This is a genomic window from uncultured Roseibium sp. (assembly GCF_947496995.1).
In the GTDB taxonomy this organism is placed as follows: Bacteria; Pseudomonadota; Alphaproteobacteria; order Rhizobiales; family Stappiaceae; genus Roseibium.
In genome coordinates this window covers 1,549,919-1,568,055 of record NZ_CANMFD010000001.1, presented here as the reverse complement: position 1 = coordinate 1,568,055, position 18,137 = coordinate 1,549,919, and the positions used below count along the sequence as shown (strand labels likewise).

Annotated in this window: 18 protein-coding genes; 10 read left to right on the top strand and 8 right to left on the bottom strand. The window is 60.8% G+C overall.

Features of this window, described 5'->3' with window-relative positions:
* Positions 1–15: 15 nt before the first annotated feature.
* Positions 16–663, bottom strand: a complete 648-nt coding sequence (locus tag Q1B40_RS07005; RefSeq protein WP_299811798.1) for a bifunctional 2-polyprenyl-6-hydroxyphenol methylase/3-demethylubiquinol 3-O-methyltransferase UbiG — start codon at positions 661–663, stop codon at positions 16–18.
* A 94-nt stretch (positions 664–757) separates the two neighbouring features.
* Between Q1B40_RS07005 and Q1B40_RS07000 the strand changes: the two genes are divergently transcribed.
* Entirely contained in the window at positions 758–1,669 is a 912-nt protein-coding gene (locus Q1B40_RS07000) for a LysR family transcriptional regulator (RefSeq protein WP_299811797.1), read from the top strand.
* Positions 1,670–1,785: 116 nt separating this feature from the next.
* Here Q1B40_RS07000 and Q1B40_RS06995 read toward each other — a convergent pair whose 3' ends face one another.
* Entirely contained in the window at positions 1,786–2,694 is a 909-nt protein-coding gene (locus Q1B40_RS06995; RefSeq protein ID WP_299811795.1) for an alpha/beta hydrolase, read from the bottom strand.
* Between the two features lie 425 nt (positions 2,695–3,119).
* Between Q1B40_RS06995 and Q1B40_RS06990 the strand changes: the two genes are divergently transcribed.
* The 4 genes from Q1B40_RS06990 to Q1B40_RS06975 all read left to right on the top strand — a co-directional run bounded on the left by Q1B40_RS06990 (position 3,120) and on the right by Q1B40_RS06975 (position 7,189).
* Positions 3,120–3,824, top strand: coding sequence for a ParA family protein (locus Q1B40_RS06990; protein WP_299811793.1), 705 nt, complete (start codon positions 3,120–3,122; stop codon positions 3,822–3,824).
* Positions 3,825–4,155: 331 nt separating this feature from the next.
* A complete protein-coding gene (locus Q1B40_RS06985; protein ID WP_299811791.1) occupies positions 4,156–5,112 on the top strand; it encodes an HlyD family efflux transporter periplasmic adaptor subunit in 957 nt (318 codons plus the stop codon).
* 8 nt (positions 5,113–5,120) lie between these two features.
* Complete coding sequence (locus Q1B40_RS06980; RefSeq protein ID WP_299811789.1) at positions 5,121–6,047, top strand: ABC transporter ATP-binding protein; 927 nt, start codon at positions 5,121–5,123, stop codon at positions 6,045–6,047.
* Positions 6,044–7,189, top strand: a complete 1,146-nt coding sequence (locus tag Q1B40_RS06975; RefSeq protein ID WP_299811787.1) for an ABC transporter permease — start codon at positions 6,044–6,046, stop codon at positions 7,187–7,189. The genes Q1B40_RS06980 and Q1B40_RS06975 overlap by 4 nt, the downstream gene beginning before the upstream one ends.
* A 36-nt stretch (positions 7,190–7,225) precedes the next feature.
* On the opposite strand, the gene Q1B40_RS06970 is transcribed toward Q1B40_RS06975, so the two are convergent.
* The 5 genes from Q1B40_RS06970 to phnD all read right to left on the bottom strand — a co-directional run bounded on the left by Q1B40_RS06970 (position 7,226) and on the right by phnD (position 11,878).
* Entirely contained in the window at positions 7,226–8,146 is a 921-nt protein-coding gene (locus Q1B40_RS06970; protein ID WP_299811785.1) for a DMT family transporter, read from the bottom strand.
* Between the two features lie 330 nt (positions 8,147–8,476).
* The gene (gene phnE / locus Q1B40_RS06965) at positions 8,477–9,274 is read right to left on the bottom strand and encodes a phosphonate ABC transporter, permease protein PhnE (protein ID WP_299811783.1); all 798 of its coding nucleotides are present in this window, start codon (positions 9,272–9,274) and stop codon (positions 8,477–8,479) included.
* Entirely contained in the window at positions 9,274–10,068 is a 795-nt protein-coding gene (gene phnE, locus Q1B40_RS06960; protein WP_299811781.1) for a phosphonate ABC transporter, permease protein PhnE, read from the bottom strand. Before phnE (Q1B40_RS06960) ends, phnE (Q1B40_RS06965) begins: the two co-directional genes overlap by 1 nt.
* The gene (phnC, locus tag Q1B40_RS06955) at positions 10,065–10,838 is read right to left on the bottom strand and encodes a phosphonate ABC transporter ATP-binding protein (RefSeq protein WP_299811779.1); all 774 of its coding nucleotides are present in this window, start codon (positions 10,836–10,838) and stop codon (positions 10,065–10,067) included. The genes phnE (Q1B40_RS06960) and phnC overlap by 4 nt, the downstream gene beginning before the upstream one ends.
* A 62-nt stretch (positions 10,839–10,900) precedes the next feature.
* Positions 10,901–11,878, bottom strand: coding sequence for a phosphate/phosphite/phosphonate ABC transporter substrate-binding protein (gene phnD / locus Q1B40_RS06950; RefSeq protein ID WP_299811778.1), 978 nt, complete (start codon positions 11,876–11,878; stop codon positions 10,901–10,903).
* A 351-nt stretch (positions 11,879–12,229) separates the two neighbouring features.
* Here phnD and Q1B40_RS06945 point away from each other — a divergent pair, with 351 nt between their 5' ends.
* Both Q1B40_RS06945 and Q1B40_RS06940 read left to right on the top strand, forming a co-directional pair.
* Positions 12,230–12,961, top strand: coding sequence for a response regulator (locus Q1B40_RS06945; RefSeq protein ID WP_299811776.1), 732 nt, complete (start codon positions 12,230–12,232; stop codon positions 12,959–12,961).
* Entirely contained in the window at positions 12,958–15,471 is a 2,514-nt protein-coding gene (locus Q1B40_RS06940) for an ATP-binding protein (RefSeq protein ID WP_299811774.1), read from the top strand. Before Q1B40_RS06945 ends, Q1B40_RS06940 begins: the two co-directional genes overlap by 4 nt.
* Positions 15,472–15,492: 21 nt before the next feature.
* On the opposite strand, the gene Q1B40_RS06935 is transcribed toward Q1B40_RS06940, so the two are convergent.
* Positions 15,493–15,858, bottom strand: coding sequence for a hypothetical protein (locus Q1B40_RS06935; RefSeq protein ID WP_299811772.1), 366 nt, complete (start codon positions 15,856–15,858; stop codon positions 15,493–15,495).
* Positions 15,859–16,167: 309 nt separating this feature from the next.
* Here Q1B40_RS06935 and minC point away from each other — a divergent pair, with 309 nt between their 5' ends.
* The 3 genes from minC to minE are packed head-to-tail and all read left to right on the top strand — an operon-like array spanning position 16,168 to position 18,127.
* Positions 16,168–16,992 carry a septum site-determining protein MinC gene (gene minC / locus Q1B40_RS06930; protein ID WP_299811770.1) on the top strand — a complete coding sequence of 275 codons (825 nt, stop codon included), beginning with the start codon at positions 16,168–16,170 and terminating at the stop codon, positions 16,990–16,992.
* Between the two features lie 56 nt (positions 16,993–17,048).
* Positions 17,049–17,870 (top strand): septum site-determining protein MinD, encoded by an 822-nt coding sequence (gene minD / locus Q1B40_RS06925; RefSeq protein ID WP_299811768.1) that lies wholly within the window; start codon positions 17,049–17,051, stop codon positions 17,868–17,870.
* Positions 17,867–18,127 (top strand): cell division topological specificity factor MinE, encoded by a 261-nt coding sequence (gene minE, locus Q1B40_RS06920; protein WP_068413226.1) that lies wholly within the window; start codon positions 17,867–17,869, stop codon positions 18,125–18,127. The genes minD and minE overlap by 4 nt, the downstream gene beginning before the upstream one ends.
* Positions 18,128–18,137: the final 10 nt, after the last annotated feature.

The window sequence follows — 18,137 nt, the reverse complement described above, 5'->3', positions numbered from 1 at the left end:
CGAAAACCGGCGGCATCACACCTTCCGGGCCACCACGAACCGGCTGCGCGGCTCCGGGTAGTTGCCGGTCTCGATGATTTCGAACCCGGACTTGCGGATCGTCTCTTCCAGCGACCGGATAGACAGCATGTTGACGTAAGGCGCCTTGCCGATCAGCTGCATGATGGCGATGAGCGGGGCGAACAGCCAGGCCCGGTCCTTCAGGCAGACCGTCTTGGAAATGTAAAGCCCACCGGGCTTGAGCAGGGCATGGACCCGGGCCAGCAGATCGTCCGGCTCATCGACCAGATGGAAGAAATTGTAGGCAAGAACCGCATCGTAACCCGGTTTTCCGCCCGCCGGCATCACCTGCTCGTCGAAAGCATCGGCCACGAGAAACCCCAGACCTTCATGCGCCGTTCCCTGCTGCCGTTGTTCGGCAAGCCTTTCCTCGGCGATCTCGATCATGCCGCCGGCGAAATCGGTTGCCAGGTAGGATTTGACGTCGCCGGCCAGACGCATCGCCGTGGTGCCCGTGCCGCATCCAAGCTCCAGGACCGCATCATCCGGGCCGAGATGTTCAAGGGTGCGGGCGAGCGTCTTTTCATAGGCTGCTTCATCCTTGATCGGATGGGCGGCATATTTGCGGGAAAGCCGGGTCCAGAATTTTGCGTTTTTGTTCATCGTGTCCTGCAGGTCAAAAGCTGATGGCTCTTCATATCGATACGTTTTTCGAAGGTAAATTGCGTAAATTTGTCTGACTGATATACATATATGCATGAACTGGCAGAGTATCACCTTCGACTGGAATCAGGCCCGCGCCTTTCTCGTGACCGCTGAAGAGGGGACGCTTTCGGCGGCGGCCCGTGCCCTTGGCCTTACCCAGCCGACCCTGAGCCGACAGGTCGCCGCACTGGAGGAAGCGCTTGGCGTGACGCTGTTCGAGCGGGTCGCCAAATCACTCGTCCTGACCGAAGCTGGCCTGGAACTTGTCGAGCATGTGCGCACCATGGGCGACGCAGCCAGCCGGGTTTCGCTGTCCGCCTCCGGCCAGTCGCAGCAGATCGAGGGCCTGGTGACGATTTCGGCAACCGATCTCATGGCCGCGCATGTGCTTCCCGATATCCTGGCCGACCTGCGCCAGAAGGCGCCCGGTGTGGAGATCAGGCTCCTGTGCACCAACAGTCTCAGCGATCTGCGCCGACGCGAGGCGGACATCGCTGTACGCCACGTGCAACCGGACCATCCGGACCTTTACGCCCGCAAGATACGCGAGGCCCCTGCCCGGATCTTCGGCGCCCGCTCATTTGTGGAAGGCCACGGCCGGAAGCTCACCAGAGTCGACGCCTCGACACTCGATTTCATCGGCTTCGACAACAATGAGGAACTGGTCGTCTACCTGCGCGCCCTCGGCCTTGATGTCAGCGAGGCCAATATCCGGCTGAGTTCCCCCAATGGGGTGGTCGCCTGGGAATTGGTGCGACAGGGCTTCGGTCTGTCCATCATGGCCGACGAGATCGCCGCGCGATTTCCCGACATCGTGCCCGCCTTCGAAGATGTCGACCCGATCACTTTCCCGATCTGGCTGGTCACCCACCGGGAACTGCACACCAGCCGACGGATCAGGACCGTGTTCGATCATCTGGCGGAGGGGTTGCTGCGGGTGAGGCCGGACAGACGCGCTCGATAACCCGGATCGCGCCAGATCACTTATCCTTCGCCGATCCGCCTTGAGCTGGAAGCAGGTCCCGGCTCAGGCCTGGGACAGCGTGGTGTGGTGCCGACCTACTCGGTATACTCGGAAACTCACCTGAGCATCCAGTTGAGCACCAGCCGCCAGTCGGTCATGCGGATGGGGGTGCCGTGGGTGCCGGTGTCAAAGAGCGTGAACCAGATCGGGTAGTTCGGCGCGGCCGACTTGATCTGCTTGAAGAAATTCGCCTGGGTTTCCCAGTTGTAGACGCTGTCCAGGGTGCCGTAGCCCATGTAGATGGGCACGTTGCGCGAGAGCGCGCCGGAAGAGAGAAAACCGGGATCCTTTGGCGAGCCGAGCAGCAGGACGCCGTTCAGCATCCGGGCGGTATTGCTGTTTTTCAGAAGGTTCCAGCAGATGATGCCCCCCATGGAACCGCAGGCGACCACGACCTTCGCCCGGGGCGACAGCTGTTTCTGGTGCTGGATCAGCGCGGCCACATCGCCCGTGCCCCGGCCATCGAAGTCCTTGACGTCGACGGTGAGATAGGCGCCGCCATTGCGGGCCATCAGGTTCTGGATACGGTTGAAATTGCCACCGAAGGAAACATCGTTCATGCCTTGGAAGCGGTTGCCGCCCTGGCCGTGCACGTAGATGACGATGGTATTGGCGCCGCCCTTCCAATTGCCGCTGCCCATATAGCTTACCGTCCGCCCGTTGGCGGTCAGCTCTGCGCTGCCCCGCCCCCGCTTGGGGCGATAGGAGACGTAATTGCCGAACACCTTGCGTTCGTCGACCTCGTCCCGGTCACGCAGGTCGCGCTGCTTGGAATATTCCACGACAATAAAGGCGCCGTCATAGAGGCTTTCGGTGACGTTCTTGTAGCGGAAAAGCCGGTCCTTGTAGGGCTTCAGGGCTTCAGCCTCGGCTGCCCCGAGGGTTCCCACAATCAGGACGGCGGCCGCCAGAAAAAGGTTCCGGACGAGACGGACGGGGCTGGCAGCCGGAAACCGGTGCAACATGAAACATCCTTTGTCGAAGCAGATCAGGGGATCGATCCCGTTTGGCAACAGCCTACGCGGCACCCCAGGTTCATGCAATCGGAAGAGATGCGGTAATCCACGCACATTCTGGTCCCGGCTTACATGGAAGCTCCGGCTCCAGATGCCAGGCGGGCCGATTCAATTGCCGTCCAGCCGGGCGGTGTTTCACGGCATGTCCCTGCTTCCCAAACCTCAATGAGTTCAATCATCAACCGCCAGGCCTTGCGATTTTTCGCCAGGAAATTCCGCCGCATTTGCCGAAAGTCCTAAGACTTTCTGAATAAGCGGTCCCCAATATGCGAATTTAAGGATTTGGTAACCATAAACTTCCAAGACTGCCAGACAGACGGGTCCGATAAAGGCCATATCGCAAGACGATGCTCGGCAAGTTCAGGAGAACCAAAATGCCAGTCATTTCCTTCGCAAACGCAAAGGGCGGCGCCGGAAAAACCACCGCCGCATTGCTGCTGGCGACAGAAGTTGCCGCACGGGGAAAGCGCGTGACCATTTTCGATGCCGACCCGCAGAAATGGATCTCCAGGTGGCATGAGTTGCCCCTGCATTGCCCGGGCATCACGGTTGTCAACCAGATCTCCCCGGCGTCGATCACCGAGCAGATCACCTTTGCCGCCACAAACTCCGACTACGTCATTGTCGACCTTGAGGGCACCGAGAACCTGATCGTCGCCAACGCGCTTTCGGTTTCCGACCTTGTGGTGGTGCCGATCCAGGGATCTTCCATGGATGCCCGCGGCGGCGCAAAGATCCTGACCCTGATCAAGAAACTGGAAAAAATAGTCCGCCACGACATCAAGCATTGCGTGGTCCTCACCCGCACCAATGCCGCTGTGACGACGCGGGCGATGAAAGCCGTGCAGGATTTCCTCTGCGCCCAGAACATCGATGTTCTTATGACGCCGATCGTCGAACGCGCGGCTTTCCGCGACCTGTTCGAATTCGGCGGCGGGCTGGCCGACCTCAATCCCTCGCAGGTATCCGGTGTGGCCAAGGCGAAGGAAAACGCCTCGCTCTATGCCGCCGAACTGCTGGAGCGGGCAATCGCCGTGCCTCAGAAGCGCTGGTACAACGTCTTCAAGCGCGCCAGCTGAGGACGCTCGAGAGCGTTCTCCTTTTCCGCCGCCTGGTGAGTGGCCGGGCGAGCGGGCACGAGATCGCGGACCTGACACGTTTCAGATAGTTGCAGCCTTGCACAGCAAAGGACCTGCCCCTGCAATCCACGCGTAGCCTGCCCTGAAAGATCGCGTCCGCTCGCCCGCGAGCTCTGCAACGTTGATGCCGGGGCAAGCCATGGCAGGGCCTGGAACTGCTTTTCTCCTCCCGCCTTTTGCGTTTTCAGTGATGGTGCCGACCCGGCAAGCACGCTAGAGTTACGGTGAGTCTTCTGCTCCCGCGAACGCGTCACACCTCAGGGAGGTCTTCATGCCGTCACCCCTTCTGGGCCCTGCCCTTGCCGTTTCCGCCTGTCTCCTGCTGCTCGCCTGCAATGGCGAAGACGGCGATGTCGCGTTGGGCACGCTGGAACGGGACAGGGTGGCGCTGACGGCGACCGCAAACCAGGTCCTGATCGACCTGCCCGTCGCCCAGGGAACCTTCGTGAAGAAAGGAACCGTTCTGGCCCAGCTCGATCCGGCGGAGCAGCAGGCCATGGTCAATCAGGCCCGTGCGGAAGTGCAGAAGGCGAAGGCCAACCTGGACAAGCTGGAAAACGGCGCCCGCGATGAGGTGATTGCCAAGGCAAGGGCGGACGTCGCCGGAGCCAAGGCGGAACTGCTCGATGCGCAAAGCACCTTCGACCGGGTCAAGGACCTGACCGGGCGCGGCACCACCAGCCAGGCCCAGCTCGACAGCGCCCGTGCCACCCGCGACGCCGCGGAGGCCACATTGCAGAGTGCCGAAGAGCAGTTGAAGGAACTGATCGCGGGCACGCGCGCGGAAGACCTCGCCATCGCCCGCGCGGAACTCGCGGCGGCGGAAGCCAACCTCCAGACCCGGGAAACGATCCTCGCCGAACTGACGATCACCGCATCGCGCGACGGTTTGCTCGACAATCTGCCGTGGAACCTCGGTGAGCGGGTGACAATCGGCAGTCCGGTTGCGGTCATGCTGGCGGGTGCCGCGCCCTATGCGCGCGTCTACGTCCCCGAGCCCTACCGCGTGAAGGTCAAGGAGGGCGACAAGCTGCAGGTGCGCGTCGATGGCCTGGAGGAGCCCATCGAGGGGTCCGTGCGCTGGATCAGCTCGGAGCCTTCCTTCACGCCTTATTACGCCCTCAACCAGACGGAACGCGCCCGGCTGATGTATGTCGCGGAGGTTCAACTGCCGGACAGTGCGGCGGATCTGCCGAACGGCGTTCCGGCGCAGGTCGTGCTGCCGTGAGTGCGGACATGCCGGATGTTGTTGTCCGGGCGGAAGGCCTCGTCAAAAAATTCAAGGATTTCAGCGCTGTCGATGGCCTGGACCTGACCATTGAACGCGGCATGATCTACGGTTTTCTCGGTCCCAACGGCAGCGGCAAGACCACCGCGATGCGCATGCTCACCGGCCTGCTCACCCCGACGGAGGGCACGGTCGAGGTTCTGGGCCTGTCCGTGCCCAAAGACGCCGAAACGCTGAAATACAAGATCGGTTACATGACCCAGACCTTCTCGCTCTACGGCGATCTGACGGTCAGGGAGAACCTCCGTTTCATGGCGACGATCTACGGTCTTTCCGGCAAGAAACGGAAACAGCGGATCGGCGAAGTGATGGAACGCTATGAACTGACCGACCTCCAGGACCGCTTTGCCGGCAAGATGAGCGGTGGGCAGCGCCAGCGCCTGGCCCTTGCGGCCGCCGTCCTGCACGAACCGCCGCTGCTGTTCCTGGACGAGCCGACCTCTGCCGTCGATCCGGAATCGCGCCGCCACTTCTGGGAACAGCTTTTCGATCTCGTCGAGGACGGAACCTCGATTGTCGTCACCACCCATTTCATGGACGAGGCCGAGCGCTGTCACAGGATCGCGATCATGGAAGCGGGACAGAAGCGCGCCGACGGTTCGCCCAAGGAGCTGATGGCCGCCATGGGTGCCAATGTGGTTGAAATCGAAGGTCCAAACCTGCACGAGATCCGCCGGAGACTTCTGGGAGCCACGGGGATCGTGGCTGCCGCCCAGCTGGGCGCGCGTCTGCGGGTGCTCGTCAAGGACGACATCGCCGATCCGGAAGGCTTCCTGAAGTCCATGCCGGAGACCGCCGGTGCCAGCCTGATCGAACGCGTGCGTCCCAATCTGGAAGACGTTTTTGTCACCTCGACGGGAGCAGGCCGCCAATGAGATCGTTGTCACGCATCGCCGCGATCTTCTTCAAGGAGCTGGCCCAGCTGCGCCGCGACCGGATGACGTTCGGAATGGTGATCATGATCCCGCTGATCCAGCTCGTCCTGTTCGGCTATGCCATCAACACCAATATCCGCGACATCCCGGTCGCTGTCGTCAACCAGGACCAGACAGCCATCAGCCGCATCCTGATCCAGATGGTCGAAGCCACCCGGGTGGTCGAGGTCACCGAGCGCTACAATTCGATCGAAGAGGCGGAGGCGGCCATCAAGTCGGCGCGCGTGCGGGCTGCCTTCATATTGCCCGACGATCTGGCCCAGCGCATCGTGCGCTCCCCTGCGACAGGGTTCGGGACCCCGCCCTCGACCGATGAGGAAACCAGCCGGCCGGTTGCGCAATGGATCGTGGACGGTTCCGACACGATGATCGCCGGGGCCATCAAGGGTCTGCGCAACATGCCGCTTTCCGAGATGTTCCGGCAAGCGCCGAACCGGTCCACACCGACCTTCGAGGTTGCTCTGCTCTTCAATCCGGAACAGCGGACGGCCGTCAACATCGTGCCGGGGCTGGTGGGTATCATTCTCACCATGACAATGATCATGTTCACCTCCGCCGCCATCGTGCGCGAGCGTGAGCGCGGCAACATGGAAATGCTGATCAACACCCCGGTCCGTCCGATAGAGCTGATGATCGGCAAGATCATCCCCTATATCTTCATCGGCCTGTTGCAGACCGCGATCATCCTGGGGCTCGGCTATCTCCTGTTCAATGTTCCCCTGGGCGACAGGCCGTTCGATCTTCTCGTCGGAACGCTGCTGTTCATCGGCGCCAGCCTGTCGCTGGGGCTCGTGTTCTCGACCATTGCCCAGACCCAGTTGCAGGCTACGCAGATGACGATTTTCGTGCTGATGCCGTCGATCCTTCTGTCCGGCTTCATGTTCCCTTACGAAGGCATGCCGCTGATCGCCCAGTATATCGCCGAGGTACTTCCGGCGACCCACTTCATGCGCATGGTTCGTGGGTTCGTGCTGCGCGATGCCGGCCTTCTCGACATGCAGCGGGACATTCTGTGGATGTGCGGTTTCTTCGTGCTCGGACTGGCGGTTGCCGCCTTCAGGTTCAAGAAACGGCTGGACTGATACGTCCCCGTCTGCCCGGCGACACGCTCCCTGGCTTTACTTCGGCTGCGGGCCGGTGTCGAAGCGCGGGTTGGCGGTCCGCAGAACCGGGGTCTGCATGGAGACGTTTTCCCGACTTTCCCGCCAGACGACGAAGATGCCGGAGGCGATGATTATCGACGAGCCGACGGCCACATAGATGTCGGGTATTTCTGCGAAAAACAGCATCCCGAACAAGCTCGCCCAAAGGATCTGGCTGTATTGCAAAGGCGCGACCACGGCGGCGGGCGCCGCCCGGTAGGCACCGATGATGAAGATCTGGGCCACCACCGAAAGGAAGCCGATGGTCGCCATCAGGCCGAGGTCGGGCAGGTCGACGGGCACATAGACGAACGGCAGGGTGAGCGACATTGCGACCATCGACAGGATCATCGGATAGAGGATCAGCACCGCGGAGCGTTCCTGCCCACCGAGCTTGCGGATCAGGATGGTCGCCAGGGAGTTGGCGCAGGCAGCCGTCAGAGCTGCCAGATGCCCCAGCGACATGGATACCATGCCGGGCCTGAGGACGATCAGCACGCCGATCAGCCCGACGACAACCGCAGCCCAGCGCTGCGCCCTCACGGTCTCGCCAAGCAGAGGCACGGAGAAGGCGGTGATCAGCAGAGGCATCGTGAACAGGAGTCCATAGACCTCGGCCAGCGGCAGCGTGGTGAAGGCATAGAAACCGCAGGACATCGACAGGATGGTCAGGCAGGAGCGCAGCAGAACGAGCCAGGGATGGCGCGGGCGGAAGTTGTCGACCACCTTGTCCGCCAGCATCAGCATCGACATCGGCACGAAAGCAAACAGCATCGAAAAGAAGATGATCTGGAAGACCGGATAGGCCCCACCGAGCGACTTGATGATGGCGTCGTGACTGGAAAAAATGGCGAAGGCCACGAGCGCCGCAACCAGTCCCTTCAGCGTTTCACTCATGGCGGTGCCTTCTCGGGTTTAGAGCGGACCGGGCGCGGATCCTGAACGTCTGGCCGGGGCGCAGGACGGCAAGAACAGGCAGCCCATCGCTTCGTGCAAGATCAACGGATCGCACCGCCGATTCTCAAGATCATCGCTGAAAAGGAAAAAACTTCAAGAAAGCCGGGTCTGTTTCCGGGCGTTTTTCTGTGTGCGAATGCGCGCCTTTTTTTTGAAAAAACAAACAGCGGGGAAGATTACCTCCCCCGCTGCCGCGCAATCCGTCTGATCAGGTCCTGCGACCGGAAAGCCTTGAACCGATCCGGTCTGGAGATTTCACGCCTCCGGCGCCTACAGTATCCTGCGCCGCAAATACGAGGCGACGACCTCGCCGGTAACCACCAGGACGATGATGGCGATAAGCACCGTGGACACTTCCTGCCAGTTGAACGTGTCGATGGCGCCTTGCAGGATGACACCGATGCCACCGGCGCCGACAAGTCCGAGAACCGTCGATTCACGCAGGTTGATATCCCAGCGCAGGATGCTGACGGCAAAGAAGGTCGGCATTACCTGGGGCACGATGGCATAGAGCACGACCTTGAAATGGGACGCGCCGCAGGCCTGCAGGGCTTCGACCGGCCGGGGATCGATTTCCTCGATGGCTTCGCCCAGCAGCTTGCCGAGAAAACCGATCGACCGGAACATGATGGCGACAATGCCCGCGACGATGCCGGGACCGAAAATCGCCACGAAAAGCAGAGCCCAGATGATCGTGTTGACCGAGCGGGAGGAAACCAGGATGAACCGGCCGATCCACAAGGTGACCGCATTCGGCGTGGTGTTCTGGGCGGCGATATAGGCGACCGGCAGTGACAGCACCACCGCAAGCGCCGTCGCAATCGTCGCAAGGTTGACTGTGTCCAGCAAGGCGCTGAGGATCTGGTCCAGATTGGCCGGATCGGGTGGCACCATGCGGCTGAAAAGATCGCCCATCTGGTTCGGTGCGTCCCACACCCAGGCCCAGACAATGTTGACGCTGCCCAGCGCCCAGGCGACGACCAGCGTCGCCAGGGCAAAACATGCGTAGCGCTGAAACCGCTGTCGCGGCGTGTAGCGCGACCACTCGTGCAAACTTAGCTGTTCCATTACGCTATCCGCTTCCTGATTGCGCCGCTGATGGCTTCGGAAATCAGGATGACCCCGACGATGACCATCGTAATGGCGAGGGCGAAATCGTAGTCGTAGCGGCCGAAGGCGTTGGCCAGTGTGGCGCCAATGCCACCGGCGCCCACGATGCCGACAACCGCTGATGCCCTGAGATTGCTGTCGAGCTGATAGATGCTCAAGCCGATCTGACGCTGCATGATCTGCGGAAAGACGGCATAGATCAGGACGGAAAGGAAGGGCGCACCCGCCGACTTCATAGCCTCCACGGGACCGGGATCGATCTCCTCGATCCGTTCGGCCAGAAGCTTCGCCACGAAACCGATGGAATAGACCACGAGGGTCAGAACACCGGCGAAGGGACCGAAGCCGACAGCCTTCACGAAGACGATGGCGACAATCACCGGATGAAAGCTGCGCGCAACGATGATGATGCCCCGGCCAAGATAGTAGACTGGCAGAGGTGCTATGTTCCTGGCGGCCATGAAGGCAATGGGGATCGACAGGAAAACCCCGCCCACGGTTGCCAGAAGCGCGATCTTGAGGCTCTCGAGAAAGCCGTCGATGAGCAGTCCGCTGCGCTGGAAACTTGGCGGAAACGCACCGCCGAATATGCGGCCCGCGCGTTCCAGCCCCTGCGACACGCGCGCCCAGTCGATTGGCAGCGTTGCCACCGTCACACCGATATAAACGATCACTGCCGCGTAAAGGCCGTAGCGCAACAGCGGACTGGCGATAAAGGGCTGCTTGCGCCAATGATCCCTGACCGCCGTCATGCCGCTTCGCCTTCGACCTGCCGGTCCGCATGCGGGATGCCCGCATAGATTTCGTGCATGGCCTCGTCGGTCAGCGCCTTGGGCAGGTCGTCGAAAATGATGCGTCCGTAGCGCATGCCGACGATCCGGTCGCTGAATTCCTTGGCTTCGTGCACGTTGTGAATGTTGATGATGACCGGCAGCTTCAGTTCGCTCGCCAGATCGCGCAGCAGCATCATGATCTGCTCGGACGTCTTGGGATCGAGCGATGCCGTCGGTTCGTCGGCCAGCAGGATTTCCGGCTGCTGCATCAGCGCCCGGATGACGCCGACACGCTGGCGTTCGCCGCCGGACAGTTCGTCGGCGCGCTTGTCTGCATAATGAGCGATGCCGACGCGTTCCATCAGTTCAAACGCACGCCGGATATCCTCTTTCGGATAGCGGCGGGTCAGGGCTGCCCAGGTCGAAATGTAACCGAGCCGGCCGCTCTGCACGTTTTCCATGACCGTGAGACGGTCGATCAGATTGAAACTCTGGAAAACCATCCCGACCCGGCGTCTGGCGATGCGAAGGTCGCGTCTGCCGAGGGCGGTGAAATCGGTCCCGTTCAGCGTGATTGTTCCCGAGGTGGGTTCGACCAGACGGTTGATACAGCGCAACAGCGTACTCTTGCCCGCACCGGAAGAACCGATGACCGAAACGACCTGGTCGCCCTCGATCTCGAGGTTGAGATCCTTGAGCACCGGATCCCCTGCCCCGTATCGTTTTACAAGGCTTTTGATTTTAAGCATGTCTTTCCCCAGATGAAGCGGCCCGCTGTCCGGAAGACAGCGGGCCGTGAAGGCAGGAGACCTTATTTGGCAAGGCCCTGAGGGGTGTATTCGACACCGTTGCTGGCCTGGATCTGCCGGATGACGGCCCACTGATCCTTGTAGGTGATGGGGATGAACTTGCTCACACCCTCAAACTCCTCGCCGAGCTTGTTGCCCTTGAAGTCGAAGCTGAAGAAAGCTTCCTTGACCTTTTCAACCAGTGCCGGATCAAGATCGTGGGCGTAGTTGAACGACGTGGTCGGGAACGGATCGCTTTCCCAGATAAGACGGACGTCCGCAGGATCGTAGAGGCCGCGGTCGGCCATGCGTTCCACGACTTCGGAAGCCACGGGAGCGGCATCGTAGTCACCGGCAACGACTCCAAGCATCGACTGGTCGTGCGAGCCGGAATAGATGACTTCGTAGTCTTCGTCCGGCACGACGCCGAGCGCGGGGAACAGGGCGCGGGGTGCCTGGTTGCCGGAATTGGACGTCGGCGACGTATGGGCAATGCGCTTACCGGCCATATCGGCAGGTGTCTTGATGTCCGAGTCGGCCTGGGTGAAGACCTGCAGGCGGTAACCGAACTGGCCGTCATCCCCGCCCATGATCGCGAACGGCACGGCTCCGGCGAGGTTCACCGCGAAAGGGGTCGGCCCCGTGGAGAAGCCGGCGATGTGCAGACGGCCGGACCGCATGGCTTCAACTTCGGCGGAGTTCGACTGCACGGCGAAGAACTGGACATCCTTGCCGGTGACATTTTCCAGATGCTCGATGAAGGGCGCCCAGATGTCCGCATAGACCGCGGGGTCTTCAACGGGCGTATAGGCGAAGACCAGTGTGTCGGGATTGCTCAGTTTGGCCGGATCCGTCGGTGCATCGGCAACGAGGTCTCCGTTTGCATCGCAATAGATGCTGTCGAGTGCACCCTGATTGGCGCAATCGGCGGCATGTGCCGCCGTCAGGGCAAAACCGGCCACGAAAGCCACGGATCCGAGCCGGGCCAACAAATTTCTCATATTTTCCTCCCATTATGGATCGATCCTGCCCGGCAGAGGCTGCAAGGCACCTTGAAAGATCGCCTTCAGGCTAGCGACAGGAAACGGAGGAAAGCGAGAGGAGATATGTTAACAGACCACAGGCATCCGGCCTTTTTTGTTAACAGTGTTACAGCGCCGGGTTGGCTACTGAAACAAATGTAACGAAATTCCCTCCTCCGCCTTCCGATCTTCATGCTAGGTCTCGGACACAGAAATGACTATGAAACGGCATGAGAATGGCAGAATTCCGCGAGAATAACGCGTGTGCAACGGGCTATTCGCCCGATCAGACGCGCTGACGACCTCAGGGAATTGCAGAAGAGCAATGCTATGGATGCAAGCGCGACACGACCGGTAATCGCCATCGTCGACGACGATGCAGATGTGCGTGAGACCCTTTCCGCATTGATGGAGACCAGCGGCTTTGCACCGGTCGCGTTTTCCGACAGCGCCGGGTTCAAGGCCTTCGGCAATCCGGAAAATTTCGACCTTGCGCTGATCGACCTGCGCCTGAAGGGCGAATCCGGTCTGTCGCTGGCAATCCACATCCGCGAATTTCACGAACTGCCCATCGTTATGCTGACGGGTGTCGGCGATGAGATCGACCAGATCATCGGGCTGGAAACGGGCGCCGACGACTATCTGATGAAACCGTTCAACCCGCGCGAACTTGTGGCGCGTATCCGGGCGGTTCTTCGCCGCTACGGGCACGGGCTGTCCTCAAGCCCCAAAGCCGGCAAGGATCAGGAGATCGCCTTCGGCGACAAGCGGGTCAACCTCAAACGCCGGGAACTTCTTGACCGCAACGGCGACGAGATCCCGCTCACCAATGCGGAATACGTGCTGCTTGAGTATTTCGTCAAAAACCCCGAGCGCATCATCCCCCGCATCGAGTTGATGCAGGAGATCGGCAGCGACATGCAGCGCTATGTGGACCGGACCATCGACGTGCTGATCCTGCGGCTGCGCCGCAAGATAGAGAACGTGCCTTCCAAACCCGTCCATCTGCAGACCCGCAGAGGGCAAGGCTACATCTTCGTGCTCCAGGCCGAGGGATCATGAAGGCGGCCCGCATCAGGCAGCCGAGTATCCGGCTGCTGCTGCTTTCGGCAATCGGCCTCCTGCTGGTTGTCATCATGGTGATCGGGACAATTGCCCTGATGACCCTGAACAGTGCGGAGGACCGGCTGGCGACGTTTCATGACCAGACGCTGATCGAGGTGTCCGATGCGCTTGAACTTTCCGGCAATGCGTCCGAGCTGGCGACCTCCGCTCCCTTTCTGATGACCTTGAGCCCGAGTTTCCAGCTGGAAAGCGAGGCCGAGGAAATCCTTCAGACACTGGAACACATACAGGAGCTGGGCGGCGGCGATCCTGAAGTGGCCATGCCGCTCGCCCGGATCCGTGCCGCCATAGACGATCTCGTCCGGGCCATGGCCCCGCAGGTGAAATACGCGGCAACCCTTGCGCTGATCGATCAGGATCTCGAACGCCTGCAAAGGCGCTTCCGTACTCTTGCACAGGCCTCTGCGGCATCGCCGCAGGAGCGTCAGGCCTGGTCATCGCTGCAACAGCTCGTCATGGCCGCCATCGGCGCCCTGCGCAGCCGCGAGCTGATCAAGGTCGGCGAACACCAGAGCAACTATCGCCGCCTCCGCCAGGAAATCGACGCCGATCCGCCCCGTTATGTGAACACGGCGCTGGCGGAGGTCGAGGATGCCGTGCGCAGCAGGGGCGACCTCTTTTCGCTCCGCTACTCCGAACTTGCGGCGAAGCTGGATGCGGAAAACGCGCTTTTCCGCATCCGTACGGAAGTCGCCCAGGTGAACGCCTATGCGCTGCAGAAGGTCACGGACGCCAAGGTGAGACTGCAGGCATCGCGTGAGCGGACAACCACGAGCATCACCTTCGCCAAGGCCGTGATCGTGGTGCTCACCGCGATCAGCATGATCGTCGCCGCGGTCTCGGCCCTGTTCGTTTCACGATATGTGACCGCAAATCTTCACCGGATCACCGATGTCATGCGGCGTCTGGCCGCCGGCGACCTGAAGGCGCGGCTTCCGAAGAAAAGCAGTTCTTCGGACGAAATCGGGCAATTGTCCGAAGCGTTCCGAAAGTTCCGCTCCAACGCCCTGCGCCTGGAACGCAAGACCAGGGAGGTCTGGCAGCGCAACGAGCTTTTCATCACGGTGTTTCAGAACATCAGCGACGGTGTCGCCGTGTTGTCACCCACGGGGCAGATCCTGGCGGAGAACAGCCGGGTACGCGAACTTCTGAGGCTGGAGCCGGCCCGCGAGGACGGCCGCCTCACGCTGCATGAGCTGATCGGGAAATCCGCCTTCCAGCGGCGCGCGAACGAGAACGACCGCGCAGGCTTCGGCGAATATGCCGATGCCTCCGGGCACGTTCTGGAAGTCCGCCAGTCTCCGCTGCCCGACGGCGGTTCCGTGTGGCTGTTTTCGGAGACCACCGAACGCAAGCGCATCGATGAACGCCTTGAGGAAATCCGGCGCGTGGAAAGCCTGGGCAAGGTTACCGGCGAAGTGGCGCATGACTTCGGCAACATCCTGTCCACCATTTCCGGCAATCTGCACATGCTGGAAGGCGAGTTGTCGCCAAAAGCGTCGGTCCTGCGCGCCCGCATCAACGATGCGGTCGAACTCGGCGTGTCGCTGATCGAACGCCTGCTGGCCTTCGCCCGCAAGCAGCATCTGGAGCCGCAACAGACCGATATCGCCGCCATCGCCGAAGGAATGGAGGATCTTCTGTCCATGGCGCTGCCGGAAACGGTTGCGCTGTCCATCGCATGCGATGACGGGCCGATGTTTGCCCGCATCGACCCGGGACAGCTGGAAAGCGCCATCCTGAACCTTTGCGTCAATGCAGGCCAGGCGATCAAGGTTCGCGGCGAGATCGAGATCGGCGTCGCCAGACAGGCGGACGGGAGGATTGCGCTTTCCGTCAGGGACGACGGCTGCGGGATGGACATGGACACCCTCCGGCAGGCCGCCGAACCGTTTTTCACCGCCCGCTCCGATGGCGAAGGGACGGGTCTTGGTTTGTCCATGGTGCATGGGTTCGTGCATCAGTCCGGCGGCTCGATCAGGATCGACTCCACCCCCGGACAGGGAACCTGCGTCACCCTGCTGTTTCCGGAGCAGACCGCCCCTTGCGAAGAACGCCCCCGCCCTTCCCTTAAGGAGCAGGTGCTTGTTGTCGATGACGACGTGACGTCGGCCGGGGCAATCACCAGGCTCATGGAAGGTTTCGGCTATTCGGTGGTCACCGCGCATTCGTTCAACGATGCAATGGTTCAGGTCCGGTCCGACATGCCGCTTTCGGCCGTCATAACAGATCTGCAACTCGACGACGGACATTCCGGCTGGTCGCTCGTGCAGGAGGCGCTAGAAACGCGCCAGGGCTGCAGGGTCGTGGCTGTTTCCGGGCACCTGCCGGACAAGGATCCGGTTGCATATGCTTATCGCGACCGGTTCGCCAAACTCCCGAAGCCGGTTACCGCTGAAGCCCTTGGAGGGCATCTGGGTATCGGCTGCGAAATTTCTTCAAGCTGACCGGAATGCTTGGACTGTCGTTTAGACGAAGACGCGAGCCAGGGCCGCAACGGCCAAGGCGGTCGCGGCGCGCTTGGGGCCTGCGAACTCGGATGCCGCCTGCCCGGGAACCATCAATATGACCCGATTGAGATCGGACGCGTCGAGGTGATCCAGATCGGCGGATTTCGCAGCTTCTTCGGCGGAAAAACGGATTTCGTCGAGCATTTTCACCAGCCCCTGCCAGATATGCAGCGGCGGCGCTTCACTCGTATTGCACCAGCGAACAATATCATCTTCCGATACATTCAACGCCGCTGCAGCCTCTTCGGAACTGAGGCCAATATAGCTCATCATATCGCTGAAATTGCTCATTAATTTTCCCAGACGCCTATGCGTCACCGACATTCAAAAAACTATATTGCACTGCAATATGGCAAATTTCCAGCCCTTTACAAGAATTAAGTTAACTCCTGCACCGGCAAACGAGCGGTGCGTGGCCGGAACCCGCGATTCTCGCGCATCGTCCCGGCATTTCTGCCAAGGACCTGTTCGGTCAATGTCTGAAGGGAGCTGTTGGTTCCACCAATCACATGAAATACCTGAATAAAATCGATATCGGTGGAAAACGGATGCCGGCCCGATTGTCCGGTTCGGTTAATGATACGTTTACGGGAGCAAATCAACCTGACTTTTCGCGTGCCGCCGGACCTCTGAATGAAGTTCAAGGGAAAATCCTTCATCGCAATCGTTCTGACACCTGAACCGCCCTTTCCGGACTGGTTCAAGGAGATCGATCGCATAATTGCGCGCTCGCCCGGGTTTTTCATCGACCGGCCCATCATTCTGGATGTGCGCGGCAGCAAGATCCCGATCGATGAACTTGAAGAGCTGCTCGCGGGCCTGACGGAAAGATCCGTCCGGGTGATGGGCATCGACGGGGTTGCCGGAACCCGGCTGAAACCCGGCATGCCGCCGAGCTTTTCCGGCGGCCGCCTGGCTTCGGATGTGGACGTCCCCGACCCTTCGGGCGAAGCGGACAAAAAGAGCAACGGCACATCGGAAACCGTTTCGGGGGGTAAGACATCTGCCAAGGGTGACGGAAAACCGGAAAAACCCGGCTCCGAAGCTCCAAAAACAAACGGCAAGTCCAAAGGCGACGGTGGCGAAACGGACAGCGACACGCTCTCCGGACCGACAGGTCTCGCGGACGGGTCGTCCATCGTCATCACCGAACCGGTCCGTTCGGGACAGAGCATTCTGCATCCAGATGGCGACGTGACGGTGATCGGCTCCGTAAGTTCCGGCGCGGAGATCATCGCCGGAGGTTCGATCCACGTTTACGGCGCCTTGCGCGGTCGGGCGCTTGCCGGGGTTTCGGGCAAGGACAGCGCCCGCATCTTCTGCTCGAAGCTGGATGCGGAACTTGTCTCCATAAACGGCCTTTACAAGGTCGCTGACGATTTTGACGGAACGCTTCGCAACGCGCCGGCGCAAATCCGGTTCGAAAACGAAACGCTGGTCTTCGAAGAACTGACTTAACACCGCGCCGGTTTTCCGGAAGGGGCCGGCGGCGACAACAAAAACAGGACAGACACATGAGCAACGCCACAGTCGTCGTGGTCACGTCAGGCAAGGGAGGCGTGGGCAAAACCACCTCCACCGCCGCCATTGCCTCGGCGCTTGCCAAGGAAGGCTATCAGGTCTGCGCGGTCGATTTCGACGTCGGTCTGCGCAATCTCGACTTGATCATGGGCGCCGAGCGACGGGTCGTGTTCGACCTGGTCAATGTGGTGCGCGGTGAAGCCTCCATCAAACAGGCTCTGGTGCGCGACAAGAAGCTCGACAATCTGTTTTTGCTGCCTGCCTCGCAGACCCGCGACAAGGATGCCCTGACCGAAGAAGGCGTCGCCAGCGTCATCAACGAGTTGCGCATGTATTTCGACTGGGTGATCTGTGACAGCCCTGCCGGCATCGAGCGCGGTGCGACGCTTGCCATGCGATACGCCGACGAGGCGATCATCGTCTCCAACCCGGAAGTTTCTTCGGTGCGTGACTGCGACCGGATCATCGGCCTGCTGGACGCCAAGACAAAGCTTGCCGAAAGCGGCGAACGCATGCCCAAGCATCTGCTTATCACCCGTTACGACGTCGAGCGCGCGAAGGCCGGCGACATGCTGGCGACCGACGATGTCGTGGATATTCTCTCCGTACCGCTGATCGGGGTCGTTCCGGAAAGCAAGGACGTTCTGAAAGCTTCGAACGTCGGTGTGCCGGTTACCGTGTCGGACGAAAACTCCCCGGCCGCGAAGGCCTATACGGAGGCGACCCGTCGGCTTCTGGGCGAGAATATTCCGGTGACCATTCCCGAAGAGAAGAAGAGCCTGCTCGGCAAATTCTTCAAAGGGAGGGCCGCATGAATATCCTGAGCTTCTTCGGCAAAAGGGATGAGAGCGCTTCGGTTGCCAAAAACCGTCTGCAGATCCTCTTGGCTCACGAACGGGCGGATGACGGTTCCGACGCGTTGCTGATTTCAAGCCTGAGGGAAGACATCCTCGCCGTGGTCGCCAAGCGCGTCGACATCGACCCGGATTCTGTGCGGCTCGAAATGGACCGGACGGGCGATGTCACCACGCTGGGGATCGACATCGAACTGCCCGCCGCGCGGGCATCCTGAGCGGTCAAAA